We start from the raw sequence: 26,796 nt of genomic DNA, 5'->3' as shown, positions 1-26,796 counted from the left end.
GCTTTCATCAAGCGCCCACACTTATCGGCTGTTAATTTTTAAAGAGCATTCTGCGAGGAACTTCGTGTTTCTCAGCAGCGCTGCGTTTTCAGCAGCAGAGAAGCGAGATTATGAACCGTGTTTCGCAATTCGTCAACAACTTTTTTAACTACTTCGTTGCGACGACTGCGGTTTTATTCCATTTGCGCTGGAGTCGTTAAAACCGACATCAACAGCACCACTTCTCTTTTTCCCCCGCGCTGCGTTTCCGTTAGCGCGAAAGAGGCGTGATTCTAAGCACCTGCCCCAGTCTCCGCAACCCCTTTTGTGAAATTATTTTGACATGCGGTGCCGGGGGGGCGCCGAACCCCTCTAATAGTCATATATAAGCGACGCGGCAGGAGCAGCCTCGGTCGCCCGTGAACCGCCCCGCCGCATCGAGCGCAATCCTCCGCCGCTCACCGCCCCACCATCGCCCTCACCACACCGTCCCGCCGAATCAGCCCGTGATACAGCGCAGCAGCAAAGTGCGCGAGGAACGTCGCGAAGAACAGATAGGCCAGCACCCGGTGCGCGACCCGGAGCCACGCGAACGTCACCGGATCGGCCGACACCAGCGCCGGCAGTTGCACACCACCGCCCAACGTCACCGGGTAGCCGCCCGCCGACAGCATCGCCCACCCGATCAGCGGCATCGCGAGCATCAGCGCATACAGCACGAGATGCGACCCGTGCGCGGCAACCTTCTGCCACCACGGCAGATCCTCGGGCAATGCCGGCGGCTTCGACAGAACCCGCACCACGATCCGCACGCAAACCAGCACGAGCACGGCAATACCCAGAGGCTTGTGGATCGCCACCAGAAGCGCATGCCGCTCGGAAACGGACGCCACCATCCCCACCCCGATGAACAGCATCGCGATGATCATCGCGGCCATCACCCAGTGCAGCACCCGCGCCGGCAAGCCAAACGTCGTCGAAGCCTTCATCACCGTCCCTCCCCACTCAATCGCGCCACGCCCGCTACCCCGGCCTCTTCACTCGTCCTGCGCAGATATGAATCCGCGTAAGCCGCCGACCGTGCCGCCAGCAACGGATCTCCCGACACCTGAATCCCCTGCGGCAGCACCGTCGGGTCGTAATTCACGTCGCGACACGGGCCGCTGTCCTGCGCCTCCACGTGGTCGAGCACGAGCGTGCCCGCATCGATCGTCGTGCGCTGCGCGGGCCAGACCTTCGTCGCGTCGTCCACCGGGTCGCCAGGCTCCGCCAGCGTGACCAGCAGCTTCCACTTCTGCGGACCGGCCGCGATCCGCTGCGTCACGTCCTGCTGCAATACGTTCGGGTCCGCCGCCGTCGCGACGTCGCCGGCGCCGGCCGTCTGCTCCGGCACGACGCGCCACCGCACCGCCTGGCGCTTGCCCGCTGCGTCGACGAAGTAGAACGCGTTCAATCCGTAATAGCTTTCGGTGACGTAGCTCGCGCTCGGCTTCGCACCCTTCACCCATTCGCGGAACGCGGCCGTCTCCGGGTGTGCGCCGAAAAACGCCTTCACCTTCGCCGGGTCGGGCTTGCCCGTCTTCGGATCCGGCCGGGTCGCCATCAATTGCGCGTAGAACGCCTGCGGCGTCGCGACCGGAAACACGGGCATCGCGTTCATCCCGGTGCGCCACTGCTCGCCGTCCGGCGCGGTGAGCCTCAGCGCGAGGCTGCGGATCGGCACGCTGCTGTCGGGTGCATACGGATTCCCGCCCGGCAACGCGAACCGCCCGACCACCGGCGTGCGCACCGCCTGGAAGAACGGCGCGACCGAATACGCGCTCGCCGCACCGTTGCCTTCGAAGTAACCGGTCACGCACACGCCCTTCGCGTGATTGCGCCGGAAGCCCGGGTGAATGCCGCCGCCGGCCGTCTGCAACGCGTCGACGATCCGGTGCGGGGTCAGACGCGCCGGCGCGAGCCAGCCGCCGACATACCCGAACGCCACGGCTACGCCGGCCACCGCGCCGCCGATCGCGGCCCAGCGCCACCACCCGCGCCCGGGCTCGCGCCGCGGCGAAGAAGAGGAAGAAGATCGCTCCATATATAGACTCCCGACCATCAGGTCATTGTCGAACCCGCGTAGGACGCCGCCCACGCCGCTTTATTCCACGAAAAGATTTTTCGTATGCTGGTGGAATAAGCGGCGCCGTCCGCCGTCCTACGTGGCATCTCGACCCTTTCGGCAACCGGCCCGGCCATGCCCTCCACCGCCCTCGACGACGACGCACTGCGCGAACTCATCCCCAGGCTGCGACGCTTCGCGCTCTGGCTCGCGCGCGACGTCCATGCGGCCGACGATCTCGTCCAGTCGACGCTCGAGCGCGCGCTGTCGCGCTGGACGAGCCGCCGCGACGACGCGTCGCTGCGCAGCTGGCTCTTCACGATCCTGTACCGGCAGTTTCTCGACGGCAAACGCAGCGCGAAGCGCTACGCGTGGCTGCTTGGGCGCATCCGCGACGACGATGAAGCGCACTGGCCGTCCGCCGAACGCGAATTCGCGGCGCGCGCGACGCTCGAAGCATTCGGCCGGCTCTCCGACGAGCAGCGCAGCCTGCTGCTGCTCGTCGCGGTCGAGGGCTTCACCTATCAGGAAGTCGCCGACCTGCTCGACATTCCGATCGGCACCGTGATGTCGCGGCTCTCCCGCGCGCGCCAGGCGCTGCGTCAGCTCAGCGACGGCGAGCTTCCCGCTCCTTCTCTCCGGTTGATGAAGAAATGAACACGCCTCCGAACGAACACGACCTCCAGGCCTACGTCGACGGCCAGCTCGACGACGATGCGCGCGCCGCGGTCGAGCGCTATCTCGCGCTGCATCCGGCGCGCGCGGAACAGGTGAAGCACTGGCAGCAGGATGCGCAGCGGTTGCGGGCCGCGCTCGAAAGCGTGCGGATGCCGGCGGACAACCCCGCGCTGGATCCAGCCGCGATTCGTGGCCGGCGGGCCGATCGCGCGCGCATGCGGTTCGCAATGGCGGCTTCGTTCGTGTTCTGCGTCGGGCTCGGGACGTTCGGCGGCTGGCAGGCGCGCGGGTGGAACGCGCCGCCGCCCATCGCGCCGATGAGCGATGCGGTCAAGGCTTACCAGATGATGGTGGTCGATCGGACGGCCAAGGTCGATTACCGGCCGACCGGTGCGGGCGATTTGCAGGGATGGCTCACCAAAGGCGTGGGCGCATCGGCGAAGCTGCCGGATTTGAGCGCGGCGGGGTTCAGGCCGGTCGGCGGGCGGTTGTTCACGACGGACAGCGGGGCGACTGCCGCGATGGTGCTCTATGAGGACGAGGCCGGACGGACGCTGAGCTTCTATCTCCGGCCGGCGGAATCGAAACATCGGCTGCTGCCGGCCGGGCAACGGGTGGACGGTGCGCTGCTCGCGCGGTATGGATCGGTGAACGGGCTCAACTACGCGGTGGTCGGGCCGACGGGGAGTCTTGGCGAAAAGGCAGTCGTGCAGGCGCTCGACCAGCAGACTTGAAGTGGCAGGATGCACGCTCGGCTGGCTGTTGGTGGCGGCCGCCGGCGCCTTTGGTGGGGCGGCCCGGCGGGCTTGAACGGGCGCCCGCTCACCATTCGCCTGCACAGCGTTTCGAGTGACTTTCCCGGGCTGTTATTCACATCGAGACCACGCCGGCGCCCTCACCTTTGGAATCACAGGGTTTCGAGTTGCTGCGGAACAGGATATCCACATCGATCACGGGTAAGCGATCCGGCTTCCAGCGAGGGCTACGATCCTGTCCGTCCAGGTAGCGTCGCCACGGAGACCTGGCTGCCGGCAAGCATCTTGTTCGTCCGGCGCACGAACACCCAGTGCCAAACCCAGAGGAAAACCGCGACGCCACCCGCGATGGAGCCAATGGCATTGGGTATCAACGAAAGAACCTGCGCGAGACACCACCCGATGCCGCTGGTCCGGCCAAACGAGCGCAACCCCGACAGAGCCGGATTGATACGAGACTCCGCTTCCAGGGACTTCGCAACGTTGGAAATAATGAAGAAGTCCTCGATGAAGTTGTAGGGCAAGAGGAACATCAGCCAGACGCTGTTGGGTTCGGCCGCACGCGATCCTCGGTCGACCGATTTCAGGGACGTCCGGAGGTCGCTCGCGTAGGCATAGACCAGCGCCAGGAAAACCGCGACGACGACGATGCTGCCGATTGTCCCAAGCACCGCTATTTCGCCGAGAACGCCGCCGTCTTCGGAGGGATGGCCAAGGGGATAGGCAAGCCCAAAGGCAATGGGGATGCTCAGAATGGCTTTGAGAAGGCTCCGTGCAGTTGCGCTCATGTGTATCGGATGGAATCGGTGCGTTGTCACCGGCAGCATAGCGAACGGTCATCCTCGCTGGGCGACTTTGTCCTGGCATATGCCGCCTTCTCTCGCGACGCTCGCCGAGTCGGTGTCTGAACCGCACCGAGAATCGTGGAGTCGAGTGATATGAAAGTGCGATATCCACGACCCGTGAGATAACGCGAACATCCTCGCCGAATTCGCGTACCCTTACCCGTTGAATGCACAGGATTTCGAGTGCCTTGGCTGCTCGATATCCACAAGGCATTCCATCATGACGGATCGCGCCAGCAGGCTCCACATCGCCTGCGCTATTCCGGAAAATCCCTGTCAGACGAGGCGCTCGAGCTGATTCGCATGGTCGAATGCATGGCGCTCACCTGTCCGACGCACAGCGATTCGACTGGTTGGGTGTGTGAGTTGTCCACATACACGCTGTGGACAAGCGCACGAACACGTTGCACGTTCCGCATGCACCCCGTTCTCAGCGCTTGCTTCTCTCCGTCCAGTCGCGTGCTCGAACATTCGGATCGGCTTGTCGAGGGCAACATTCGCCGAGATCCGCACCCAGCTTGTGATCCGGGCAAACGCTCACCTTGTGTCAGCACAGCGTTTCGCATCGTTTTGTGCCGCGGTTGTCCACACGTGAAGGCTGACGACCTTCACCACCTCCGAAGTCACTTGGTCAGATAAACCCTGAGAATCTCGCCAGTTTCCGGAGAAACGACGTACTGGATCGACGTCCCGAGCGGACTCGCGTTACCGAGCCCGCGCATGCCCGCCGGCATCTTCGCCGAGAACGTCACGCGGATGACGGCGTCCTCGGGCTTCGGATCGACCTTGGCGGCACTTGCATCCTCGATGCAGATCTCGAAGTTGCGCAGGTCTTGCCCGGTCTTCGCAAATTCCTCATAGGCGGACTTCAGGCCGAGCAACGTCGCGGTATTGAGCCAGACGGAACAACGATCGACCCTGCCGAAATTCAGATTGCTCATGGTGTTCTCCGGATATCACGGATCAGGGCCGATGTCGTATTGCGCGATCATGCCCGTCACGATTGCCCCGTTGCGTTCACGTCCGCGTGTCGTCCTTGCGCAGACCGCTACGTTCCAGCACCTCTCGCAGGCACACCGGACACACGAGCTCACCGGCGTCCCACATCTGCACGAACGTGGCCCGATCATCGATGCGAAACGTCGATTCAACGATGTCGATGTCCGGCCCGAGCACCTTCCGCAAGAACGCTTCGTCAAACCAATGCGTGGCCCCATGCTCCACGCTGGCATTGGTCACCCGCACGACGTGACAATCGCGGATCACGTCGATCGACAAGATAGCGTCCTCGATATCCGGTGAGGTCCGTGTCGGCCGGATCAAGCCGTGCAACTCGCAGCGCGCGTCGCCGCGCGACCACTTCGCATTCGCCGCGACGACCGACGTGTCGAACGCTTGCTCTTTCGTCGTCGGTTTATAGGGCACCTCGCCGGAACGCACGAGCAGCTCGTCCAGGCATGCCGAACACAGACGCTCCCGCAAGCGCTCCAGCGCCGCGATCTTCGGAAACGCCGTCACGTGCGCAACGTTGTCGATAAAGGTCGCATCGACCTCGTGCTCGGCAAGTTCAGCACGCAGCATCCACCTTTCCAGGCTGTATTTCCGTCGGTCGAGCGAAACCTTCACGAGCTCGCCGGACATGAACTGCCCGCGCTGCCGGATGCGCGCGGCAATGCCCTTCGATGTCGTGATGCCGTTGTCGTGTCCGTGCCGACCGCAGTGAATGGGGCCCATTACCCGCTCCGGTTGCGGGCAGCGCTCGCGTTGCCCAAGTCTTGCTTCGGTTTCATCGTGTCGGTCGTCATCATCCCCTGGAATCGAGATCGAACTTCACGTTGAATCATTTGCCCTTGTAGCGGCAACACAGGACATCGGCCTCCGGCATCGACACGCGTTGCTCGAACACGATGTCGCCCGGGTGTTGCCGCAACCGGCGTACGACGGCATCGATCTCGAGTGCGTCGAGCCGGGCCAACGAAGAATCACTCATCTGTCGTGAGCCTGTGCGCCACGCCTTCGGATCCTGAATGCCGGCGATTCTACAGATACAGCGGCTCGCGCATCGTCAGATGCCCTCACAGCTTGCCGCTTCGTTCATCCGATCACCGCACGCAGTGCATATCCTGCTTGGATCACAGTCGACGGACTGTGCTTATCCAAAGGTGTTAACAGAGTTCGTATACATACGTAGTGATAGTTAACAAACCCTGTGCCTCACAGTGGATAACGTCCCTAACCTCATGAATTCTCGGCGGGAAGCAGAATGCATAACCCTGGGTGAGCCACGTGAACAGCTTCCGGCAGCACAGAACAACTTTTCTTCGATTCACGGCCGCGGCGACATATCCTCAATCGTTCCACTGTGAATCCAGAGGCTTGCCGGAGGGTTATCCATAGGGCAATGTGGATAACACCACAGCGCATCGACGCGTTTTGCTGTGATGCGAACAGGTGAAGCCAACGTTCCCGGCATCGCGAGGCATCATCGATCGTCGGCCCTCGCGCACCTCGATTCAAAAAATTTTCACGAAGGGGCTTGTGCTCCTCAAAAACCCTCTCTATAATTCGCGGCTTCTTAGGCTCGTAGCTCAGTTGGTTAGAGCACCACCTTGACATGGTGGGGGTCGTTGGTTCGAATCCAATCGAGCCTACCAACGAACAAATGAAGGGGTCTGGCAGCACAACTTGCCTACAGGCAATGCGGCTCGCCAACATACAAACGCCACGCGGCAACATCGCGTGGCGTTTTTCTTTTTCCGGTCGAAACAACGTATGTCGCCCCGATGCGTGGCGCGATCCACGGCATCGCATCCTTCCTCGCCGACACTTCGATCCGCCATACAACGGCCACTGAGCCGCGCGTAGAATCGTGTGCGCATCGAAGCAGCGGTTCCGACCGTCGCCCGATCTCCAACACATCAAAACAACGACGCGCGATCCGCGCGACTGAGAGCACACGACCATGTCCGACGTCACGACCGCCACGTCATCCGCGAGCAACGACGAAATCGCCGCTTTCGTCGGCAAGAAAGCCGCCTGGTTCGAAAGGAAGTGGGAGATCGCCGCATCGCGAAAGAACCGGCAGTCGTGGAACTGGGCCGCCTGTTTCCTGGGCCCGGTGTGGATGGCGTATCGATGCATGTACTGGCAGGCGGCGGCCGTCCTTGGCACGACGCTCGCGATCACGCTGGTCGAGCTGCTGTTCTTCCCGCGTTACTTCGAATCGACCACGTTCGACCCGGTCACCATCGGGATCGCGGTCACGCTCGGCTGGTGCGGGAACAGCCTCTACAGGACGCACGTCGAACGCAGGATCGAAAAACTACGCCCGAGCGCGACGTCCCGCGAATCGTTGCTCGCGTTGCTGGAAGCGCAGGGCGGCACGAACTGGCTCGCGGCAGCCGGTTTCGCGATCGCGACGCCGTTGCTCGGCGTCTTGATCTACCTCGTGGCCGGAACCTATTGAGCGCAGGAGCCGGCGGCCGGTAAGGCAGGGCGGCAGGACGAAGAAAAGGGCGCATCGCGGCCGCGCATGCGCACGGCACACGCCGCGTGATTCTGCCACCCTCAATGCAGGTGCTTCAACTTGTCAGGATTCCGCACGACATAGATCGCGACGATTTTCCCGTCCTCGATCTCGAGCGCCGTGGTCTGCAGCTCGCCGTCCGCTTCCTGCGTAACGAAACCCGGCAGCCCGTTGATGAACCCCGCGCGCACGAGCTTCGACGCATGCGTGGCGAACAGCCTGGCCAGGTACTCGTGCACCTTCATCACACGCTCGAAGCCGAGCACCGGGATGCCCGCGGCCGGGCGTTTGCCGCCGCCATCCGCGTGCAGGCTCACGTCCTCGGCGAGCATCGCGCCGAGCGCGCGCATGTCGCCGCTGCGTGACGCTGCAAAAAACGCTTCCGCCAATTCGATTCCGCGTTGCTTCTCGACATGGAAGCGCGGCCGCGCCTCGCGCACATGCGTGCGGGCCCGCGCAGCGAGCTGGCGGCACGCGGCCGGATCGCGCTGGATCGTCGTGGCCACTTCGTCGAACTCGAGGCCGAACACGTCGTGCAGCAGGAACGCCGCGCGTTCGAGCGGGGAGAGCCGTTCGAGCGCGAGCAGCAGCGGCAGCGTGACGTCTTCCTGTTCGTCTTCCTCGACGACCGGCTCGGGCAGCCACGGGCCGACATAGGTCTCGCGCTGGTGCCGCGCGGACTTCAGCTGGTCGAGGCACATGCGCATCACCATGCGGCGCAGGAACGCTTCAGGCACGCGCACCTCGGTGCGGTCGACGTCCATCCAGCGGATGAACGCCTCCTGCACCATGTCCTCGGCATCCGCGACGGAACCGAGCATCCGGTATGCGACGCGGATCAGCGTGCGGCGCAGCGGGTCGAAGCTCGCCGCCGCATCGGCCCGTGCATCGACGCTGCCGTTGGCCGGGTCGAGGTTCGGCATCAGGCCACCATCTTCGCGGCGGCGGCCTTTGCTTCGGCCGGTTCGATCCACAGCCCGAAGCCGACCGCGAGCCGGTTCCAGCCGTTGATCACGTTGATCATCAGCGTGAGTTTCACCTGTTCCTCCTGGCTGAAGTGGTCGTTCAGCGCCGCGTAGGCCGCTTCGTGCGCCGCGTGGTCCTCCGACAGCCGCGTGAGCGCGTCGGTCCAGCCGAGCGCCGCGCGTTCGCGGTCGGTGTAGCAGGGCGCTTCGCGCCACGCGGACAGCAGGTAGATGCGCTGCTCGGTCTCGCCTTGCTCGCGGGCTTCGGCCGCGTGCATGTTAATGCAGTTCGCGCATGCGTTGATCTGCGATGCGCGGATCTTGACCAGCTCGACCAGCGTCGGCTCGAGGCTCTGCGCGGCGGCGACCGAGACGGTCATCCAGTGCTTCATCAGGGCGGGCGCGGCGGCAAACGGGTTGAGTTTCGCAGTCATGGTCCTTCTCCTTTCGTGTGGGTTCCGGTGACATGACGAGCGAGCCCCCCGCGTATGTGACATCGACACAAAATTTTTTTCGAAACCGGCGAGCGGATCGGCGTGGAAGGCCGCGGGGGAAGGGCGGGCAGGGTGCTCGTCGAACGCGATAAACGCGGCGAGCATGCTTCGCGCACCCGTGTTGGTCAGACGATTCCGCATTCACTCAGGGAGACGATCACGGCCGCGCGAACGTCCGCGGCGTGCGTCGATCACAACGGCCGACGCATGCTCCTCCGCATGCTCCTCGATACGCGCGGATGTCAGCAATTGGCAGGTGATCGGTTGCTTTCATTTACATTTATCTGCCGTTTCATCCGCATCTCGGTCAGCAACATTCACATTTCTGGCCCATACTGTTCTGCACGGGCAGATGAAGTGACGCCGCATCCGCGGCCCGGCGCGCGCGCCGGCTGCCCGACGACGCAGCAGCAGGTCGCACGTCAGCCGCGCGCATCACGCGCAAGGCTTTCCTTTTTCCGGCAACACGCAACGCAGCGAACCGCGACGTGGACGGTAAACCGATGAGCCTCCTTGCCTCACAGCTTCAGCGCCGTTACCAGGACGTGCGCGCCCATAGCGTCGCGTTGACCGCGACATTGTCCGCCGAGGACCAGGCCGTGCAGTCGATGCCCGACGCCAGTCCGACGAAATGGCACCTCGCGCATACGACCTGGTTCTTCGAAACCGTCGTGCTGATGCGCCGCGTCCCCGGCTACGCGCCGTTCGACGCGGCCTTCCAGTTCCTCTTCAATTCCTATTACGAAGCGCTCGGCCCGCGCCATCCGCGGCCGCAACGCGGGCTGCTCTCGCGCCCGTCGCTCGACGAGGTACATGCGTACCGGCAATACGTCGACGACGCGATGCTGCGCGCGCTGGCCGGCGCCGACGCGGCGTTGCTCGAGACGATCGCGCCCGAGGTCGTGCTTGGCCTGCATCACGAGCAGCAACATCAGGAGCTGATCGTCACCGACATGCTGCATGCGTTCTCGTGCAACCCGCTGAAGCCGGCGTTCCGGCCGCGCAACGGGACGGACACAGGCGCGATGGCCGCGGGCGACGCCGGCGCGCAGCACTGGCTGCACCAGCCGGGCGGGCTCGTTGAGATCGGCCACGATGGTGATGCGTTCTCGTTCGACAACGAACGGCCGCGCCATACGGCGCTCGTGCGGCCGTACGAGATCGCGAACCGTCTGGTGACGAACGCGGAATTCGCGGCGTTCGTCGCGGACGGCGGCTATACGCGCCCCGAGTTCTGGCTGTCGGACGGCTGGGCGACGGTGCAGCGGGAAGGGTGGCAAGGGCCCGCGTACTGGATGCCCGACGACGACGATGCGGCCGCCACGCGCGTGCGGCGCACGTTCGGCCTGCACGGCGTCGAGCCGCTCGCACCCGACGCACCGGTGTGCCACGTGAGCTTCTACGAAGCGGCCGCGTACGCGGAATGGGCCGGCGCGCGCCTGCCGACCGAATTCGAATGGGAAGCCGCGTTCCCCGCCGAAGGCATCCGGCAGATGCTCGGGCACGTGTGGCAATGGACGCGCTCGTCCTACGAGCCGTACCCGGGCTTTCGGCCGCTCGTCGGGGTCGCTGCCGAATACAACGGCAAGTTCATGGTCGGCCAGCAAGTCCTGCGCGGCAGCAGCATCGCGACGCCGCCCGGACACGAACGGCCGACGTACCGCAATTTCTTTCCGCCGGCCGCGCGCTGGCAATTCACGGGGGTGCGACTTGCGCGAGACGTCTGACCGGACGGCCACGAGCGGTGGCCAGCAACCCGCCCGCGATTCGCGGCCGAGCGCGTTCGAGCGCGACCTGATCGACGGGCTGTCGCGTACGCCGCGCAGCATTCCGCCGAAATACTTCTACGATGCGGCCGGCTCCACGTTGTTCGATCGCATCTGCGAGCTGCCCGAGTATTACCCGACCCGCACCGAACTCGGCATCCTGCGCGATCGCGCGGCCGAGATCGTGCGGCGCGTCGGCCCGCATGCGGAACTCGTCGAATTCGGCGCGGGCTCGCTCGAGAAGATCCGCGTGCTGCTCGACGCGTTCGCGGGCAACTACGCGAATGCGCCGGCGCGCTACGTGCCGGTCGATATCTCGGCCGACTACCTGCACGATGCCGCCGCCCGGCTGCGTGCCGCGTATCCGTGGCTCGACGTCGCGCCGATCGCGGCCGACTACACGAAGGCCGAGCAACTGGCCGAGCTGACCGCGACACCGGCGCGGCGCATCGGCTTCTTTCCCGGTTCGACGATCGGCAACTTCGCGCCGGAAGAAGCCGATGCGTTCCTGCGCGATGCCGCGCGGCTGCTGCGTGGCGGCGGCTTGCTGGTCGGCGCGGATCTCGTGAAGGACGAGCGCACGCTGCACGACGCGTACAACGATGCGCAGGGCGTGACCGCGCAGTTCAACCTGAACCTGCTGGTGCGCGCGAATACCGAGCTTGGTGCGGATTTCAACGTCGACGCGTTCTCGCATTGCGCGTTCTACGACCCCGTGCGACAGCGCATCGAGATGCATCTCGTCAGCGACGTCGCGCAGACGGTGCACGTGCGTGGCCACGCATTCCGCTTCGACGCCGGCGAGCGCATCCACACGGAGAATTCGCACAAGTTCACGATCGACGGTTTCCATGCGATTGCGCGCCGCGCCGGATTCGTGCCCGATACCGTGTGGACCGACCCGGACAACCTGTTCAGCGTGCACTGGCTGCGCAGCGTCGACGATATCCGCGCGTGATGCACGTGCTTGCGAACCGCTCGCGGATAGTGCGGGCGGTTCGCTTTCGGTGTTTTCCAGTTCACGCCTGCGCGTGCCGATCACCCGGTTTCGTGCCGAAACCCCCTTTTTTACCGGCCCGATGCACCGCTGCAACGGTGTTTGGAATGCCGCCTCTTCCTTGTCCTGCAAGGCTTGGCGGGCGCCTGTAAACGTCCGTTACCTGTCTCGCATACCCGTTTCACCTGTGTCTGTGTCCGGTGCCTAGACTCCGAACCGTATTCACATGACGCACGACACGTGCAGGGAGTTGCGAGATGAACAAGAAACTCATTCTCGGTGCAGTTCTCGGTGTAGCGGCGCTGGCAGCTTCGGGCGTCGCATCGGCCCACGTCGACCTGTCGGTCGGCATCGGTGTACCCACCTATGTGGCGCCGGCGCCCGTCTACGTGGCGCCGCCTCCGCCCGTCATGTACGCGCCGGTCGGCTATCGCGACGACGGTTGGCGTGGCGACGGCTGGCGTCAGCGCGAATGGCGCGAACACGAGTGGCGCCGCCGTGAATGGCGCGAGCACGAGTGGCGCGATCGCGGCGGCTGGCGTGGCGGCCGCTGGGATTGAGCGAAGCGGCTCGACTTGATCGCCACATGAGGAGAATGAAAACATGACGCCCATTCGACACATCAGGCTGTATGCCACCGCGGCCGTCGTTGCGCTGGCCACCATCGGCAGCGCGCACGCGGCGGGCTGCATGAAGGGCGCGGTGGTCGGCGGTGTGGCCGGCCACTATGCGGGGCACCATGCGGTCGTCGGCGCGGTGGGCGGTTGTATCGTCGGCCACCACATGGCGAAGAAGCAGGCGCAGGAGCAGGCCGCGCAACACAGGGCCGCCGCGCAGGGCATCCAGCCGGCGCAGTAAGCATCATCGTCACCGGGGCGGCGCTGCGGCGCCGCGCCCGCCTGCCTCGTTCCCCACTCAAGCACGATCCGGATTGATCTGACGAATACGCGCCGAGCGCCTCGTTACGATCATTTACAACGTCGCATGGCGCGAATCCGGCGCGTTCATAGAATGCAGTCACACGAACGCGCTCCAGGGAGCACAAGATGAAACAGCAACGATATCTGTCCGTACTGACGGCCGCGCTGCTCGCGCTCGGCACGGTGTCCGCGTATGCCGCAGCCGGCGGCAATGGCGGTGGAAACGGTGGTGGTGGCGGCGGCGGAGGTCACGGTGCAGGCGGCATGTCCGCCGGCCACATGAGCGGCCACGCGCTGAGCAACTCGAACGGCATGCACGCGGGCGACCGCGACAAGGGCCTGTCGCGCGCGGCCGACCGCGCCGACACGATCGCCGATCGCGCCGGCGCGCAGCCGGGCCGCGGTCACACGCACGCACACGCGCATGGCCACACGACGCACGCGTCGACGTCCACACATCATTCGCATCACCACGCATTCGGCCGCACGCTTTAGGCGCGGCGCGCAATCGTGACGGAAGGGCGCTTCGGCGCCCTTTTTTCATGGCAGGAATGCAACGCGGCTGTCGCGCGAAAACATCGTGCCGACCCGATTTGCAACCAGCCGTAACCGCGCCGCGAACGGGCGCGAATACGGATCGCTTACACGCGGGTAACAGACCGGAAATCGGCGCAAGGCGCGCGCATGGCGAGCGCGCCGGGCCGCGTCGAGAAAGCCGATAAAAAAGGGCGGCTCATCGCCGCCCTTCGTTTAGCGCCCGGCGCTCGCCAGGGGCACTGCAGGTTCAAACAAAGCGTCCGCCTGCCTGACGCGCACGAAGCGCGCCGCGCCGTCGCCGTCCACCAGCGCCCGGAAGTGCGCTTCGCCGCACGCGAGCTTCGCCCGCTCGTGCTCGCTCGGCACGTGGCCGTCCGCATTCGGCGTATCGACGACGAAGTACAGCCGTTCGCCGCCGTCCTGTTCCGCGAGCACCGCCCAGTCCGGGTGATAGCTGCCGAGCGGCGTCTGCACGCGGAACCAAGCAGGCAGCTTCGCATACAGCTTCACGCCGTCGTGCGCCTCGAGCGCATCGGCGAACGCGCGCTCCGCATCCGTCTCGCACACGACCGCCTCGTGGATCGACTTCTGCGCATCGGGCCGCAGGTTGCGCAGGTAGCCGGTCAGCGCCTCGCTCTCGAACGATTCGAGCGCATGCACATGACGCTCGCCGAGCTTGTGGTACGCGATGCCCGCGACGAGCGCGAGCCGCTTGCAGCGGTTGATCGCATCGGCCGCGACCGCGATGAACTGCTGTGGATTCACGCGGAAATCCTCGAGCCGGCCGCTGTCGGCCAGGATCGTCGCGAGCGAACGGCGCGTGAGCTGCGTGCGGTCCTGCAGTTCGGTGAGCAGGTCGGGCAGCGGCAGCTCGCCTTCGTCGAGCAGCACCGTGCCGGCGCCGGCCACCTCGATCGCCTCGATGCCGGCCTTGCCGATGTCGATCTCGGCCTTTCGCCACTGCAGCCGGGCGCGCGCGATGTCCGGCGCGTCGTGCAGCGCGGCCGCGCAGTCGCGCACGAGCTTCGCGTTGTCGAACTCGACGCGGTACACGGTGCGATGGCGGATGCGGTCCCACAACGCGCGGAAATCCTCGCCGAACACGACGGCCTTGCCCGACGCATCGCGCCGCAGCGCGATCGCACGGCGCTCGTCCGCGTTGCGCACGGCGAAGCGGCCCGACAGCTTGCGCAGCGTCGCGACGATCGGCGCGCGCAGCATCTCGAACGCCTCCGGCAGCACCAGCGCACTCTGGCGCAGCGCATCCTTCAGCCGGTCGAGCACCTTGCCCTGCGCGTCGACGTAGCCTTGCTCGTGCAGGTGGTTCCACAGCACGCGCGACAGCTCGACGCCGAGCGCATGCGCGGGCCCGTCGCCTTCCTGCACGGGCAGCGCCGCGAACTGGTGTTCCTCGACGATCCCGAACCGGATGCCCGTATCGGCCTCGATTTCCTTCTGCAGGTTCTCCGCGAACGACTCGTAGCGCTCGGTCGCGATCACAGTGAGCGTGTTCACGCCCGGATCGCGCACGCGTTCGCCGTCCTGGTCGACGGCAAGGCGCAGCCCGCGGCCGAGCGTCTGGCGGCGCTCGCGTTCGGTCTGGATGTCGCGCAACGTGCAGATCTGGAACACGTTCGGGTTGTCCCAGCCTTCCTTCAGCGCCGAGTGCGAGAAGATGAACTTCAGCGGCGTGTCGAACGACAGCAGCGCTTCCTTCTCGCGCATGATCAGGCCGTACGCACGCTCCGCGTTCTCGCGGGCCGCGGCGCTGCTTTCGCTCGTGTCGGTCCAGCCGCCCTTGCGGTCGATCGAGAAGTAGCCGTTGTGCGCGCGGCCGACTTCGAGCGCCACGTCGACGCCGTCGAACAGTGCGCGATAAGCCGGCACGCGCGCCGCACGTGCGTATTCCTCTTCGAAGATCAGCGCGTAGTCGCCCTTCGCGGGCATGCCGTTCTCGTCGTAGCGGCGATAGCGTTCGACCGAATCGACGAAGAACAGCGACAGCACCTTCACGCCGCGTTCGGCGAGGCGCAGCTCCTTGTCGAGATGCTCGCGGATCGTGCGGCGGATCATCTCGCGCTGCACGGCGAGCGTGTCGATGTCGCCGAACGCCTCGCCGAGCGACAGGAACGCCTCGCCTTCCGGATGGCGCAGCTCGACGTATTCGGCGCCCTTCACCGCATGGACTTCGCCGATCCGCAGCCCCGCGTACAGCGCGCGCTTGGTCAGGCGTTCGAGATCGTCGCCGTCGGTGGCCGACACGATCTGGCGTTTCACGCCGGCCGTCGTCGCGACGTCGAGCTCGATGCGCGCGCTGATCGCGCCGCGCCGGTTCGACACGCCGACGAGCCGCACGTACGGCTTGTTGTGCGCATCCTCGACGATCGCCGACGCGATCTCGATCTGCTTGACCAGCTTGCGCTCGTACGCGTCGACCGCGTCGAGCCGGTACACCATGTGGTGACGGTCGACGTGCGTGGCCGAATAGCGCAGCGTGCAGAGCGGCGCCATCGCGGCGAGCGCTTCGCGGCCGCGACCTTCGAGCCCGCCGTCGACGCTTTGCGGCTCGTCGACGATCACGATCGGCCGCGTCGCGCGGATCAGGTCGATCGGCTTCTCGCCGCCGGTCTTCTCGCTGTCCTTGTAGAGGTTGTTGATTTCCTTCTTGTTGATCGCGGCGACCGTCATCACCATGATCTGGATCGCCGCGCTCGCCGCGAAGTGGCGCACCTGGCCGAGCTTCGCGGAGTCGTACAGGAAGTAGTCGTACGGCACGCCCGCGTACAGCGCGCGGAAGTGATCCTCGGTGATCGCGAGCGTCTTGTGCACGCCTTCCTTGATCGCGATCGACGGCACGACGATCACGAACTTCGTGAAGCCGTAGCGGCGGTTCAGCTCGAAGATCGTGCGCAGGTACACGTAGGTCTTGCCGGTGCCGGTCTCCATCTCGACGGTGAAGTCGCGCGAGCCGGGCAGGCCGGACGGCGGCAGCCCGCCGCGCAGCTGCACGTCGGCGAGATTGCGCGCGAGCGCGTCGTCGGTCAGCGACAGCCGGTTGCCGACACCCTGTTCCGACACCGCGAAGCCGAGCGAGCCTTGCGCGGCGGCCGTCGTGCCGGGCGCGGCGTTCGCGAGCACGCTGAAGTCGCCGCGATACGATTCCTGGCCGCGAAACAGGTCGCAGACGGCGTCGATCGCCTCGCGCTGGTAGTCGAGATCCGCTTCGAAATGCAGCCGCATCACAGGCTCCGCACGCGCTTCACGCCGTGCTGTTCGAGCAGCGCGGCGAGATTGAGCTTCGCGACGTCGTCGACGAAGCCGCTGTCGCGGAACAGGCACGTGACGTCGTGCGTCGTGCCGGTCGCATCGAGCAGGTCGACGATGCCGTCGGCCAGCGGCCCCGCGTCGTCGCGCGAAATGCGCGCATCGAAGCACGCGACGATCGCGCGGCCGATCAGGTGCACGGTCTTGCCCGCCACCGGGTGATGCTCGACCGGCGTGCACAGGTCGAGGCCGAGCTTCAGCGTCAGCTCGGCGAGCAGGTCGTCCTCGGTGCGGCCGGTCTTCACGTGCTCGACGGACGCGAAGAGCGCGTGGTCGAAGTCGTCGCGGCGCGGATCCCACTCGATCACGTTGGTCGTGTCGAGCCGGTACACGCGAAAGCCGAGGTCGCCATAGCTTTCCGGATAGTCGCGCGCGACCTGCTGCGCGGCGCGGCGCAGGCGCTCCTTCGTGATTTCGGCGAGCGTCAGCGGCTTCTTCAGCTTCGCGCAGAAGTCGGCGGCCGCCGTCTGCGTCTTGTCGCGGCGGTCGAGCGCCTCGGGCAGCTGCACGAGGATGTAGCGGCGCGCGCCGCCGTCGGTCGCGTTCACCTGCATCACCGCGTGGCCGGTCGAGCCGGAACCGGCGAAGCAGTCGAGCACGATGTCGTCGCCGCGCGTGCACCAGCCGATCACGGCCGCCGCGAAATCGACCGGCTTCGGCAGGTCGAACGGGATGCCGAGCGTCTTCAGCAGCGCGTCGTCGGAGCCGGCGAACGGCAGCACCGACGGCACGTTCTCGTACATGTTCTCGTCGAGGTAGTAGATCCGCTGCGGCTGCGTGGTTTCATCCGCGCCGAATTCGATCTGGCCGCGCTCGATCAGCGCCTGCATCGTCGCGGGCGGGTTGCGCCAGCCGCGCGCCGGCATCGCGCACGGCTTGCCGGTGACCGGGTGGATCAGCGGCGTGAAATACTCGTCCGGCGCCTTCTTCTTGTTCGGCCAGGCCATCGACACGAGGCGGTACACGCGGCCTTCCGGCGACAGCCGGTCGTACATCACCTCGCCGCCGGACAGGTTGGTCTGCGCCTTCATCCATGCGCGGTACGCCTTCTGCGCGTCCTTCGGGTTGCCGCTGCGGTACACGGCGTCGTGCGCGGCGTCGAGCATGCGCTGCGCATTGCGCTTCGGACGCTTGAGCGGCGCCTGTTCGAGCAGTGTCTCGGCGTTGCGCGCGAACAGCACCAGCGATTCGTGCTGGTACGCGACGCCGCGCGCGTCGCCCTTCGGGTTGCGCTTGTCCCACACGGCCACGCCGAGCTCGTTCTCCTCGCCGAAGATCTCGCGCAGCATCAGCACCAGCGCATGCACTTCATGCTCGTCGATGTGCACGGCGATCAGCCCTTCGTCGGACAGCAGCGCGTGCGCGAGCTTCAGGCGCGGATACATCATGTTCAGCCAGTCAGTGTGGAACCGGCCGTTCGCCTCGGTGTTGGTGCTGCGCTTCACGCCGCCCTGGGTCTGTCCGGTCATCGCCAGGTAGTGGCGGATGCTGTCGCTGAAGTCGTCCGGATAGACGAAATCGCTGCCGGTGTTGTACGGCGGGTCGATGTAGACGAGCTTCACCTTGCCCGCGTAGCTCTTGTGCAGCAGCTTCATCACGTCGAGGTTGTCGCCCTCGATCACGAGATGGCGCGTGTCGTCCCACGCGACGCTGTCGTCGGGGCAGGGCCGCAGCGTGCCCGTCGACGGCGTGAGCGCGGCCTGGCGCGCGCTGCGCTTGCCGTGCCAGTGGAAGCCGTAGCGCTCGTCGGCGTCGCCGACCGTGCGGTCGCCGACCAGCGCCTTCAGCACGTCGACGTCGACCGACGCGCCGTCGGGGCCTTCGGTCACGAGTTCGGGGAACAGCGCCTTCAGGCGCGCGACGTTGTCGGCGGTGAAATCCGTCGACATCGCCTGCGGGCTGGCCGCATCGAGTTTCTGCATCGTCTTTTCCATCGGAGCCCGGCCGCGCGCGCCAGGACGTCGGGCGTGCTCACGGCACCGGCGGCAACGGCCGCCCGGGCAAACCCGAAACGCTATCGAGTCACCCGGCCGAGGTCAAGCGCCGATGTGAGGCGATCGTGCGGGCATCGGCCGCGATTGCCCGCCGGACGGGCCGCAAGCGGCTTCGGGCGGGTTGTCGTAAGGTCGGCCGGCGGCCGCCTGGAGGGCATCCGCCGGAGCCCGCCGGAAAGGACGAAAAAAGGGCACGGTCGGCGCCAAGCGCCGGCGTGCCCGCATGGAGAATCCCGGACGGAGGTGCGGCGGGGCCCGTCTGGCCCCGTTTCAGGTCAGAAGCGCGTGCGGATGCCCGACGTCAGTTCGAGCTGGTTCTTCGCGCCGAACGTCGACGACACCGTGTAGCCGCCATGCAGCTTCATGTAGTCGCCGGCCAGGTAGACCTCGGTGCGCTTGCTCAGGTGGTAGAACACCGACCCGTAGATCGTCTCCTTGAAGCCGTTGGCGACGCCGTTGGTCAGGCTGAACGCGCCGAGGTTGGCGTTCGGCGTGAAGCCGTCCGCGTTGTTCGCGGCGTTCTTGATGCGCATCTGCTGGTAGCCGAGCTCGTAGTCGAGCGCGCCCTTCGGCGCGATCTTCATCGACACCGTCCACGAATCGTCGTGACGCTGGCCGAGCGAGCCCTGGTCGCCGTTGTAGCGGAAGTAGCCGGCGTTCAGCCGCACGATGTCGAACGTGTAGTTGCCGCCGACCGAGAACGTCTGGTTCCGGTAGCCGTCGTGGTTCACGTGGTTGTAGAAGCCCGACACGTTGAACGGCCCGCCGTTGTAGCCGAGCGCGACCTGGTACGCGGAGCCGGTCGCGAACGCGGTCGAGTTACTGAACTGGTAGCCGGCGCTCGCGAAAATGCCGTTGCTGAACAGCTTCTTCCACGCGATGCCGTTGTTGTAGCGCGTGCCGGTCGGGCCGGCCGCGTAGAAGATCATCTGCTTGAAGTTGTTCGAGTTGGTCCAGCCGCCTTCCTCGGTCGACAGCTTCGAGGAACCGTACGCATCGCCGTAGATCGTGGCCGCATCGCGGGCGATCGTGTTCTGGAAGCCGGCCGTCAGCTTGCCGAAGCGCTCGTCCTCGACGCCCACCCATGCGTCGCGGTCGAAGATCTGGCCTTCGTCTTCCATCTGGCCGTTCGCGACCACGAATTCGCTTTCGAGGCGGAAGATGATCTTCGTGCCGCCGCCGATGTCTTCAGCGCCCTTCAGGCCCCAGCGGCTGCCGCTGAACCACGGTTCGCCTGCGTTGCCCATCCCGATCACGTGATTGCCGTTCGCGTCGGCGTGGGTCCGGTAGGTCGGAAAGCTCAGGTCCATCAGGCCGTAGAGCTGCACGCTCGACTGCGCATGCGCCTGGGTGCCGGCGCACAGGCCAGCCGCCGCGATGGAAAGGGCAAGGGTTTTTCGTTTCAAGATCGTCTCCTCCGAGCTGCCGCATTGGAATCTGGTCGTTGGCAGTACGCAATGTATGCCGACTCTTGCCGGCCACAGCGAGAGGGCCGACGCGTAGCATCGTAGAGGGTGCAATCCTTCACGACGCTTTCCCGGCCGCAAGAATCGGATCGGTGAAAACACCGAACGCGCAACCATCGCGGATCGGGCAGGCGGACGGAAGCAGGCAAGCCGGGGGCGCCGGCATGCATCGATGACGTTTCGTGCTACGAATCGGTATTCAGGGCGCGCGAAGCGGCCCGTCAGTCCTGCGTGCTCTTCATGCGCAGGATGTAACCGAGCCCGCGCAGCGTGATGATCTCGGCCGTGCTGCCCGCGAGATGCTTGCGCAGCCGGTGGATGTAGATGTCGATCGCGTCGGCGCTCGGCTCGTCGTCGAGCGCGAACACGCTGTCCATCAGGCGGGCCTTCGACACCGTCTTGTTCTGCTGCAGCATCAGCGTTTCGAGGATCGCGTGCTCGCGGCGGCGCAGCGCGAGCACCGTTTCGCCGCAGCGGAATTCGCGCGTGCCGAATGCGTAGACGAGATCGCCGCACACGAGCTGCGTCGTGCCGACGCCGGCCTGCCGGCGGATCAGCGCGCGAATCCGCGCAACCAGCTCGCGCGATTCGAACGGCTTCACGACGTAGTCGTCGGCGCCCGCGCCGAAGCAGTCGACCTTGTCGTCGACCGAACCGTGCGCGGTCAGCATCAGCACCGGCACGTTGTCGTTGCGGCGCCGCAACCGCGCGAGCACCTCCTTGCCGCTGATGCCGGGCAGGCGCATGTCGAGCAGCACCGCGTCGTAGCGTTCGGTCTTCAGCACCGTATCGGCGCGCTCGCCGTCGCCGACGGAATCGACCGCGAAATCCTCGCCGCGCAGCAGGTTCACGATCCAGTGCGCGAGTTCGGCGTTGTCTTCGACCAGCAGGAGTTTCATGACGGCGTTCTCTTCAATCGTAGGCGGGCAGCCGTACAGTCACGACGATACCGCGATTGCCGGCTCCCGGCGCGAGCGACACGCTGCCGCCGTGCGCCTGCGCGATCTCGCGGACGATCGCGAGCCCGAGGCCCGAGCCTTCGGTGTCGGCCGACACGCGGTAGAACCGCTTGAACACGTGCGGCCGCGCTTCGGCCGGGATGCCGGGGCCGTTGTCGACGACGTCGAGCACGATCGCGTCGCCATCGCGGCGGCCGCAGACCGTCACGCAGCCGCCCGGCTGCGTATAGCGCACCGCGTTGTCGACGAGGTTCATCACCAGCGCGGTCAGCAGGCTGTCGCTGCCGGCGACGTCGAGCCGTTCGCCGAGGTCGGCGCCGAGATCGATATTGCGCTGCTGCGCGAGCACGATCGTTTCCTCCAGCACGCTCGATACCACGGCCGCGAGATCGACGCGATGGGTCAGCAGCGTCGACGGCGTCGCTTCCGCATGCGCGAGCAGCAGCAGCTTGTCGGTCACGTCGGCCATCTTGCGGCTGCTGCGCTGCATGCTGTCGAGCACCGACGCGAGTTCACGATCGTCGTTGCCGCGCTGCTGCGCGTACTGGATCTGCGTATCGAGCACCGCGATCGGCGTGCGCAGCTGATGCGCGGCATCCGCGATGAAGCGGCGCTGCGTGGCCGTGTGCGTGTTGAGCCGCGCGATGCACTGGTTGATCGCGTCGACGATCGGCCGCAACTCGTGCTGCAGCCGCTCGGGGCGGATCGGCTCCAGCTCCATCGGCCCGCGGTCGGCCACGTCGTCCTTCAGCTTCATCAGCGGGCGCAGCTCGAGCGTGAGGCCGAGATAGACGAGCACCACCGCGAGCACCAGCATCAGCGACAGGCGCACGAGCTGCGGCCGCCAGATCGTCGCGACCATCGCGCCGTAAGAACGCGTCGTCTTCGCGACGACCACCGTCACCGTCTCGATCTGCCCCTCGTCGTACAGCTGGCGATCGTAGGCCACCGCGCGCAGCGGCACGCCGTCGAGCGACGTGTCGTACAGCGTCGGCTCGACGCCGTGCCGCGCCGGCAGGTCGAGCGCGGGATTGCCGGCAAGCAGGCCGTCGTGACCGTCGATCACCTTGTAGAACACCGAGTCGCGCGACGGCGATTCGAAGATCTCCAGCGCGGCGGGCGGCACGTCGGCCGCCGGCCGCCCGTCGCGCCATTCGACGTCCTCGCCGATCGTGCGCGCCGACGCGACGAGCGCGCTGTCCTGCACGAGCGCGGCCGTGGTCCGCGCGGTGTCGTACGACATCGCGCCGGCGATCAGCACGAACACCGCGAGCGGCAGCAGCAGCCACCACAGCAGCCGTCCGCGCAGGCTGTGCGCCATCCCGTTGCGCTCCTTCTCCGAAATGCCGAACCGCGCCGGGGTCGCCGGCGCGGTCGGGTGTGTCATGTCAGGCGTCCGTCTGAGGCGTTCAGAACGCCGCGGGGCGCCACTTCAGCAGCCGCTTCTCGAGCCACGTCAGCAGGTAGTCGGCGGCCAGCGCAACCACCGCCAGCACGATCATCGCCGCGAACACGCCGCTCGCGTTGAACGCGCCCTGGGCGGTGGAGATTAGCAGGCCGATGCCCTGCTTGGAACCCAGGAATTCGCCGACGACCGCCCCGACCAGCGCGAAGCCGAAGCTCACGTGCAGGCTGGCGAGAATCCAGCTCAGCGCGGACGGGATCACGACCGACGTGGTGATCTGCCGGCGCGACGCGCCGAGGATCTGCGCGTTCGCGATCAGGTAGCGGTCGGCTTCGCGCACGCCCTGGAACGCGTTGCCGAACACGACGAAGAACACCATCACGACGGCCAGCGCGATCTTCGACGCCATCCCGAGGCCCAGCGCGATCACGAAGATCGAGCCGAGCACGACGCGCGGAATCGAGTTCGCGATCTGGATGTACAGGCCGAACACGTCGGCCATCAGCTTGTTGCGGCCGAGCACGATCCCGCAGATCACGCCGGCCACCGAGCCGATCACGAAGCCAATGCCGGTTTCCTCGAGCGTGACCCACACCTGCGTGAGCAGCGGGCCCTGCGACGTGCCGTTCACGAACCAGTCCTGGATCTGCGCGAAGATCAGCGTCGGTTGCGAGAAGAAGAACGGATCGATCCACTTCAGCCGTGCGGCGAGTTCCCACCCGCCCAGCACGATCACGAGTACGGCGATCCGCAGGCCGATGATCAGTTGCCGGCGGCGGCGCAGGCGGGTTTGAGCGGCGCGCGACTCGTCCTCGAGCGACGTTGCCGGAATGGCGGTGGGGGGAAGCGTCATGTCGGTCATGCTCCTGTCCTTGCGGTCCTTGCCTTGAGCGTATGCGTCAGCCGATCTGCACTTCTTCGCGCAGGTCGTGCCAGATGTCCTTGGAAATTTCGATGAAGCGCGTGTCGTAGCGGATCTCCGACGTGACGCGCGGGCGCGGCAGGTCGATCTCGACCACGCGCTTGAGCGTGGCGGGCCGCGCGGTCAGCACGAACACGCGGTCGGCCAGCGCGATCGCCTCCTCGAGATCGTGCGTGACGAACACCACCGAGCCCTTGTTCGCTGACCAGAGCTGCAGCAGCTCGTCCTGCATCAGCGTGCGCGTCTGCATGTCGAGCGCGGAGAACGGCTCGTCCATCAGCAGGATTTCCGGCTGGTTGATGAAGGTCTGCGCGAGCGCGACGCGCTTTCTCATCCCGCCGGAGAGCTGGTGCGGGTAGTGCTTCGTGAACTTGTCGAGGCCGACCTTGCGGATCCATTCCTCGGCCTGCGCGTACGCGACGTCCTTCGAGCGGCCGCGAAACAGCGGGCCCGCCGCGACGTTGTCGATCACGTTGCGCCACGGAAATACGGCGTCGGCCTGGAACACGAAGCCGATGCGCGGGTCGATCCCGTCGACCGGCCGGCCCATCACACGGACTTCGCCCGACGCGGGCTTGAGCAGCCCGGTGATCAGGTTCAGCGTGGTCGACTTGCCGCAGCCGGTCGGGCCGACGATCGCGATGAACTCGCCGCGCGCGACGCTCATGCTGAAGTCGCGCAGCGCGACGGTAGCCTTGCCTTCCGGCGAAATGAAGCGGCACGACACATTGCGAAACTCGATCGCCGGTGTGCTCGGGGAAACTGCCTGATTCATCGCATTGATCCTGCGGGTGAGGAGAGCGTCGCAGCGTGGCGGCGCCGGGCCGGTCAACCGGGCCGGAACGGGGAGCGCACGGCGGCGGGATCGCCGCCGCCGGCGCGACTGCCGAGTTCGATTACTTCGCGTTCACGAAATCGTTCGTGAAGGTGCGCGCCAGGTCGATGTGCTTGCCCTTCACCGACGGGTTGAACGCCGACAGCACCTTCAGCACGGTCGCCGGGCCGTCGGCCGGCATCTTGCCGTCGGCCGTGTACATCGGCAGCGACGCCTTCAGCGCGCTCACGTACAGCGCCTTGTCCTTCTGGTAGTCGGCCGGCATCTTCGCGGCGATTTCATCGGCGCTGTGCGTGTGGATGAACTGCATCGTCTTCGCGAACGCGTGCGCGAGCTTGGTCGCCTGATCCTTGTGCGAATCGGCCCAGGCCGACTGCACGTACAGGCTCGCGGCCGGGTAGGTGCCGCCGAGCGCGGCGCGCGTGCCTTCGAGCGTACGCAGGTCGACCAGCACCTTCGCGTCGCCCATCTTCTCCAGCGCGGACACCGTCGGCTCGGTCGTCATCCCGGCGTCGATACGGCCCTGCTTGATCGCGGCGATGAAGCTCGCGTCGGCGCCGACCGGCAGCATCGTGTACTGGGTCGACTGCACGCCGTGCTGGAGCGCAAGGTATTGGGTGAGGAAGCTGGTCGACGAGCCGAGGCCCGTCACGCCGAGCGTCTTGCCCTTCGAGTCGGCCATCGACTTGAAGGTCGGCGCGGCCTTGGTCGACACCATCTCGACTTCGCCCGGCACCTGGCAGAGCACGGCGATCGCCTTCACGTCCTTGCCCTTGCTCTGCAGGTCGACCGTGTGGTCGTAGAAGCCGACGACGCCCTGCACGGCGCCTGCCAGCAGTTCGTTCTCGGCGTCGACGCCGGCCGGCTGCGACAGCAGCTCGACGTCGAGCCCTTCGGCCTTGAAGTTGCCGAGCTCCTGCGTGAGCCGTGCGGGCAGGTAGATGAGCTTCGCGATCCCGCCGACCATGATCGTGATCTTGCCGCCGTCGTCGGCGAAAGCGGGGTGAGCGGCGAGCGCGCAGCTGAGGCTGGCTGCAACGGCGAGGGTGCGCAGGATGGGTCGCATCGGGATCGTCTCCTTCGTTGTATTCGTATGGCGCGATGCTTGCTGCATCGTCACGACGAGTATAGGGAGGCGAAACCTTCTGCAACCTTTCGCGGGTTGGCGGTTCCTTTAGGGGTTTTCCAGCAACGGAGGGCCGGAACCGGTGGGAAACGGGGGCGGCAGGCGCTCAGCGCCAGCCGGTCAGCACCCGCCCCATCGCGTCGAGCCCCATGTCGAACAGGTGCGCCACGAACGGCACGAGGTTCGGGATCATCAGTTGCACGAGCAACAGCCCGACGAGCATCGTGACGGGAAAGCCGACCTGGAACACGCCGATCTGCGGCGCCGCGCGGTTCAGGATGCCGAGCGCGAGGTTCGCGATCAGCAGCGCCGCGACCACCGGCAGCGCGAGCAGCAGCCCCATCTCGAACACCGTCGTGCCGAACCCCGCGAGCGTGCGCCAGCCGGGCGCGTGCAGCAGGTCGGCTGACACCGGCAGCGACTGGAACGACGCGGTGAGCGCGGCGAACACCTGCAGGTGGCCGTCCACCGCGAGGAACGCGAGCATCGCGATCGCGTTCAGGAAGCGGCCCATCGCGGGTGTCGCGCCGCTCGTGTGCGGATCGAAGAAGGTGGCGAAGCCGAGCCCCATCGACAGCCCGATGAAATCGCCGGCCGCCCCGACGGCCGCGAACACGATCTGCATCGTGAAGCCCATCGCGATGCCGATCAGGAACTGCATGACGACGATCCAGATGCCCTGCGCGGAGAACACGGTGACGTCCGGCATCGCGCCGAGCGTCGGGGCGACGACCAGCGCCATGAACGCGGCGAGGCCGATCTTCACGCGGATGGGCACCGCCGCATGGCCGACGACGGGCGCGGTCGCGACGAGCGCGAGCATCCGCACGAACGGCCACAGGAACGCCGTGAGCCAGCCGTTGAGCTGCGCGTAGGTAACCGAGAACATCACCGCCGGGTGGTGCGCGCGGCTCAGCCGACGCCGAGCGTCGCGACGTGCAGCAGCGTCTGCCGCAGGTAGTCGAGCATCGTCGTCATCATCCACGGGCCGGCGATCACGAGCGTCGCGGCGACCGCGAGCAGCTTCGGGATGAACGACAGCGTCGCCTCGTTGATCTGCGTCGCGGCCTGGAACAGGCTCACGACCAGGCCGACCGCCAGCGCGACCAGCAGCAGCGGGGCAGCCAGCAGCAGGCCGACCATCATCGCGTGGTGCGCGAGCGTCATCACTTGTTCGGGCGTCATCGTGCGTGTTCCTC

The 26,796-nt window shown here is 66.2% G+C and carries 26 protein-coding genes and 1 tRNA gene; 9 read left to right on the top strand and 18 right to left on the bottom strand.

Annotation, left to right across the window (positions count from 1 at the left end; genetic code table 11):
• Window positions 1–437: 437 nt before the first annotated feature.
• Together LGM56_RS30670 and LGM56_RS30665 are read right to left on the bottom strand one after the other, a co-directional pair.
• On the bottom strand, window positions 438–968 hold the full coding sequence (locus LGM56_RS30670) for a cytochrome b (RefSeq protein WP_171026769.1): 531 nt from the start codon (window positions 966–968) through the stop codon (window positions 438–440).
• Window positions 968–2,062 carry a catalase family peroxidase gene (locus LGM56_RS30665; protein WP_226207631.1) on the bottom strand — a complete coding sequence of 365 codons (1,095 nt, stop codon included), beginning with the start codon at window positions 2,060–2,062 and terminating at the stop codon, window positions 968–970. The genes LGM56_RS30670 and LGM56_RS30665 overlap by 1 nt, the downstream gene beginning before the upstream one ends.
• A gap of 156 nt (window positions 2,063–2,218) precedes the next feature.
• Here LGM56_RS30665 and LGM56_RS30660 point away from each other — a divergent pair, with 156 nt between their 5' ends.
• Window positions 2,219–2,740 carry a sigma-70 family RNA polymerase sigma factor gene (locus LGM56_RS30660; RefSeq protein WP_175956534.1) on the top strand — a complete coding sequence of 174 codons (522 nt, stop codon included), beginning with the start codon at window positions 2,219–2,221 and terminating at the stop codon, window positions 2,738–2,740.
• A complete protein-coding gene (locus LGM56_RS30655) occupies window positions 2,737–3,495 on the top strand; it encodes an anti-sigma factor family protein (protein ID WP_226207630.1) in 759 nt (252 codons plus the stop codon). The genes LGM56_RS30660 and LGM56_RS30655 overlap by 4 nt, the downstream gene beginning before the upstream one ends.
• A gap of 248 nt (window positions 3,496–3,743) precedes the next feature.
• Here LGM56_RS30655 and LGM56_RS30650 read toward each other — a convergent pair whose 3' ends face one another.
• The 4 genes from LGM56_RS30650 to LGM56_RS30635 form a co-directional block, all read right to left on the bottom strand.
• Window positions 3,744–4,304, bottom strand: a complete 561-nt coding sequence (locus tag LGM56_RS30650) for a hypothetical protein (protein ID WP_226207629.1) — start codon at window positions 4,302–4,304, stop codon at window positions 3,744–3,746.
• 680 nt (window positions 4,305–4,984) lie between these two features.
• A complete protein-coding gene (locus tag LGM56_RS30645) occupies window positions 4,985–5,302 on the bottom strand; it encodes a hypothetical protein (RefSeq protein WP_226207628.1) in 318 nt (105 codons plus the stop codon).
• Between the two features lie 76 nt (window positions 5,303–5,378).
• Window positions 5,379–6,095: a hypothetical protein gene (locus tag LGM56_RS30640; RefSeq protein ID WP_226207627.1), complete on the bottom strand. Its 717-nt coding sequence runs from the start codon at window positions 6,093–6,095 to the stop codon at window positions 5,379–5,381.
• Between the two features lie 106 nt (window positions 6,096–6,201).
• The gene (locus tag LGM56_RS30635) at window positions 6,202–6,351 is read right to left on the bottom strand and encodes a hypothetical protein (RefSeq protein WP_226207626.1); all 150 of its coding nucleotides are present in this window, start codon (window positions 6,349–6,351) and stop codon (window positions 6,202–6,204) included.
• A gap of 587 nt (window positions 6,352–6,938) precedes the next feature.
• Here LGM56_RS30635 and LGM56_RS30630 point away from each other — a divergent pair.
• Window positions 6,939–7,015 (top strand) — tRNA-Val (locus LGM56_RS30630).
• A 308-nt stretch (window positions 7,016–7,323) separates the two neighbouring features.
• Window positions 7,324–7,827, top strand: a complete 504-nt coding sequence (locus LGM56_RS30625; protein WP_226207625.1) for a DUF2628 domain-containing protein — start codon at window positions 7,324–7,326, stop codon at window positions 7,825–7,827.
• A gap of 101 nt (window positions 7,828–7,928) precedes the next feature.
• Here the strand turns inward: LGM56_RS30625 and LGM56_RS30620 are convergent, their stop codons facing one another.
• Both LGM56_RS30620 and LGM56_RS30615 read right to left on the bottom strand, forming a co-directional pair.
• Window positions 7,929–8,810 carry a sigma-70 family RNA polymerase sigma factor gene (locus LGM56_RS30620; protein ID WP_226207624.1) on the bottom strand — a complete coding sequence of 294 codons (882 nt, stop codon included), beginning with the start codon at window positions 8,808–8,810 and terminating at the stop codon, window positions 7,929–7,931.
• Window positions 8,810–9,286 carry a carboxymuconolactone decarboxylase family protein gene (locus LGM56_RS30615; RefSeq protein ID WP_226207623.1) on the bottom strand — a complete coding sequence of 159 codons (477 nt, stop codon included), beginning with the start codon at window positions 9,284–9,286 and terminating at the stop codon, window positions 8,810–8,812. The genes LGM56_RS30620 and LGM56_RS30615 overlap by 1 nt, the downstream gene beginning before the upstream one ends.
• 563 nt (window positions 9,287–9,849) lie before the next feature.
• Here LGM56_RS30615 and egtB point away from each other — a divergent pair.
• The 5 genes from egtB to LGM56_RS30590 all read left to right on the top strand — a co-directional run bounded on the left by egtB (window position 9,850) and on the right by LGM56_RS30590 (window position 13,524).
• Window positions 9,850–11,073 carry an ergothioneine biosynthesis protein EgtB gene (gene egtB, locus LGM56_RS30610; RefSeq protein WP_226207622.1) on the top strand — a complete coding sequence of 408 codons (1,224 nt, stop codon included), beginning with the start codon at window positions 9,850–9,852 and terminating at the stop codon, window positions 11,071–11,073.
• A complete protein-coding gene (gene egtD, locus LGM56_RS30605; protein WP_226207621.1) occupies window positions 11,057–12,070 on the top strand; it encodes an L-histidine N(alpha)-methyltransferase in 1,014 nt (337 codons plus the stop codon). Before egtB ends, egtD begins: the two co-directional genes overlap by 17 nt.
• A 296-nt stretch (window positions 12,071–12,366) precedes the next feature.
• On the top strand, window positions 12,367–12,669 hold the full coding sequence (locus LGM56_RS30600; protein WP_089471846.1) for a hypothetical protein: 303 nt from the start codon (window positions 12,367–12,369) through the stop codon (window positions 12,667–12,669).
• A 43-nt stretch (window positions 12,670–12,712) separates the two neighbouring features.
• A complete protein-coding gene (locus tag LGM56_RS30595) occupies window positions 12,713–12,967 on the top strand; it encodes a hypothetical protein (protein ID WP_175237681.1) in 255 nt (84 codons plus the stop codon).
• A 188-nt stretch (window positions 12,968–13,155) separates the two neighbouring features.
• The gene (locus LGM56_RS30590) at window positions 13,156–13,524 is read left to right on the top strand and encodes a hypothetical protein (RefSeq protein ID WP_226207620.1); all 369 of its coding nucleotides are present in this window, start codon (window positions 13,156–13,158) and stop codon (window positions 13,522–13,524) included.
• Between the two features lie 255 nt (window positions 13,525–13,779).
• Here the strand turns inward: LGM56_RS30590 and LGM56_RS30585 are convergent, their stop codons facing one another.
• The 10 genes from LGM56_RS30585 to fliQ form a co-directional block, all read right to left on the bottom strand.
• Window positions 13,780–16,806 (bottom strand): type III restriction-modification system endonuclease, encoded by a 3,027-nt coding sequence (locus LGM56_RS30585; RefSeq protein ID WP_226207619.1) that lies wholly within the window; start codon window positions 16,804–16,806, stop codon window positions 13,780–13,782.
• Window positions 16,806–18,824 carry a site-specific DNA-methyltransferase gene (locus tag LGM56_RS30580; RefSeq protein WP_226207618.1) on the bottom strand — a complete coding sequence of 673 codons (2,019 nt, stop codon included), beginning with the start codon at window positions 18,822–18,824 and terminating at the stop codon, window positions 16,806–16,808. The genes LGM56_RS30585 and LGM56_RS30580 overlap by 1 nt, the downstream gene beginning before the upstream one ends.
• A gap of 335 nt (window positions 18,825–19,159) precedes the next feature.
• Window positions 19,160–20,290 carry a porin gene (locus LGM56_RS30575; protein ID WP_226207617.1) on the bottom strand — a complete coding sequence of 377 codons (1,131 nt, stop codon included), beginning with the start codon at window positions 20,288–20,290 and terminating at the stop codon, window positions 19,160–19,162.
• Between the two features lie 281 nt (window positions 20,291–20,571).
• A complete protein-coding gene (locus LGM56_RS30570) occupies window positions 20,572–21,249 on the bottom strand; it encodes a response regulator (RefSeq protein ID WP_041492705.1) in 678 nt (225 codons plus the stop codon).
• 13 nt (window positions 21,250–21,262) lie between these two features.
• Window positions 21,263–22,630 carry a sensor histidine kinase gene (locus LGM56_RS30565; protein WP_226207635.1) on the bottom strand — a complete coding sequence of 456 codons (1,368 nt, stop codon included), beginning with the start codon at window positions 22,628–22,630 and terminating at the stop codon, window positions 21,263–21,265.
• A gap of 88 nt (window positions 22,631–22,718) precedes the next feature.
• Entirely contained in the window at window positions 22,719–23,576 is an 858-nt protein-coding gene (locus LGM56_RS30560) for an ABC transporter permease (protein ID WP_089438879.1), read from the bottom strand.
• Window positions 23,577–23,613: 37 nt separating this feature from the next.
• Window positions 23,614–24,411 (bottom strand): ABC transporter ATP-binding protein, encoded by a 798-nt coding sequence (locus LGM56_RS30555; protein WP_226207616.1) that lies wholly within the window; start codon window positions 24,409–24,411, stop codon window positions 23,614–23,616.
• Window positions 24,412–24,532: 121 nt separating this feature from the next.
• Window positions 24,533–25,537, bottom strand: a complete 1,005-nt coding sequence (locus LGM56_RS30550; RefSeq protein WP_089493789.1) for an ABC transporter substrate-binding protein — start codon at window positions 25,535–25,537, stop codon at window positions 24,533–24,535.
• A gap of 166 nt (window positions 25,538–25,703) precedes the next feature.
• Window positions 25,704–26,486 (bottom strand): flagellar biosynthetic protein FliR, encoded by a 783-nt coding sequence (gene fliR / locus LGM56_RS30545; RefSeq protein WP_226207615.1) that lies wholly within the window; start codon window positions 26,484–26,486, stop codon window positions 25,704–25,706.
• Window positions 26,487–26,509: 23 nt separating this feature from the next.
• On the bottom strand, window positions 26,510–26,782 hold the full coding sequence (gene fliQ / locus LGM56_RS30540) for a flagellar biosynthesis protein FliQ (protein ID WP_039351961.1): 273 nt from the start codon (window positions 26,780–26,782) through the stop codon (window positions 26,510–26,512).
• Between the last annotated feature and the right edge of the window lie 14 nt (window positions 26,783–26,796).

The organism is Burkholderia sp. AU38729, from assembly GCF_020419725.1.
Taxonomy (GTDB): domain Bacteria; phylum Pseudomonadota; class Gammaproteobacteria; order Burkholderiales; family Burkholderiaceae; genus Burkholderia.
The sequence above is the reverse complement of the archived record's forward strand: the minus strand, read 5'-3'. Positions and strand labels throughout refer to the sequence as shown.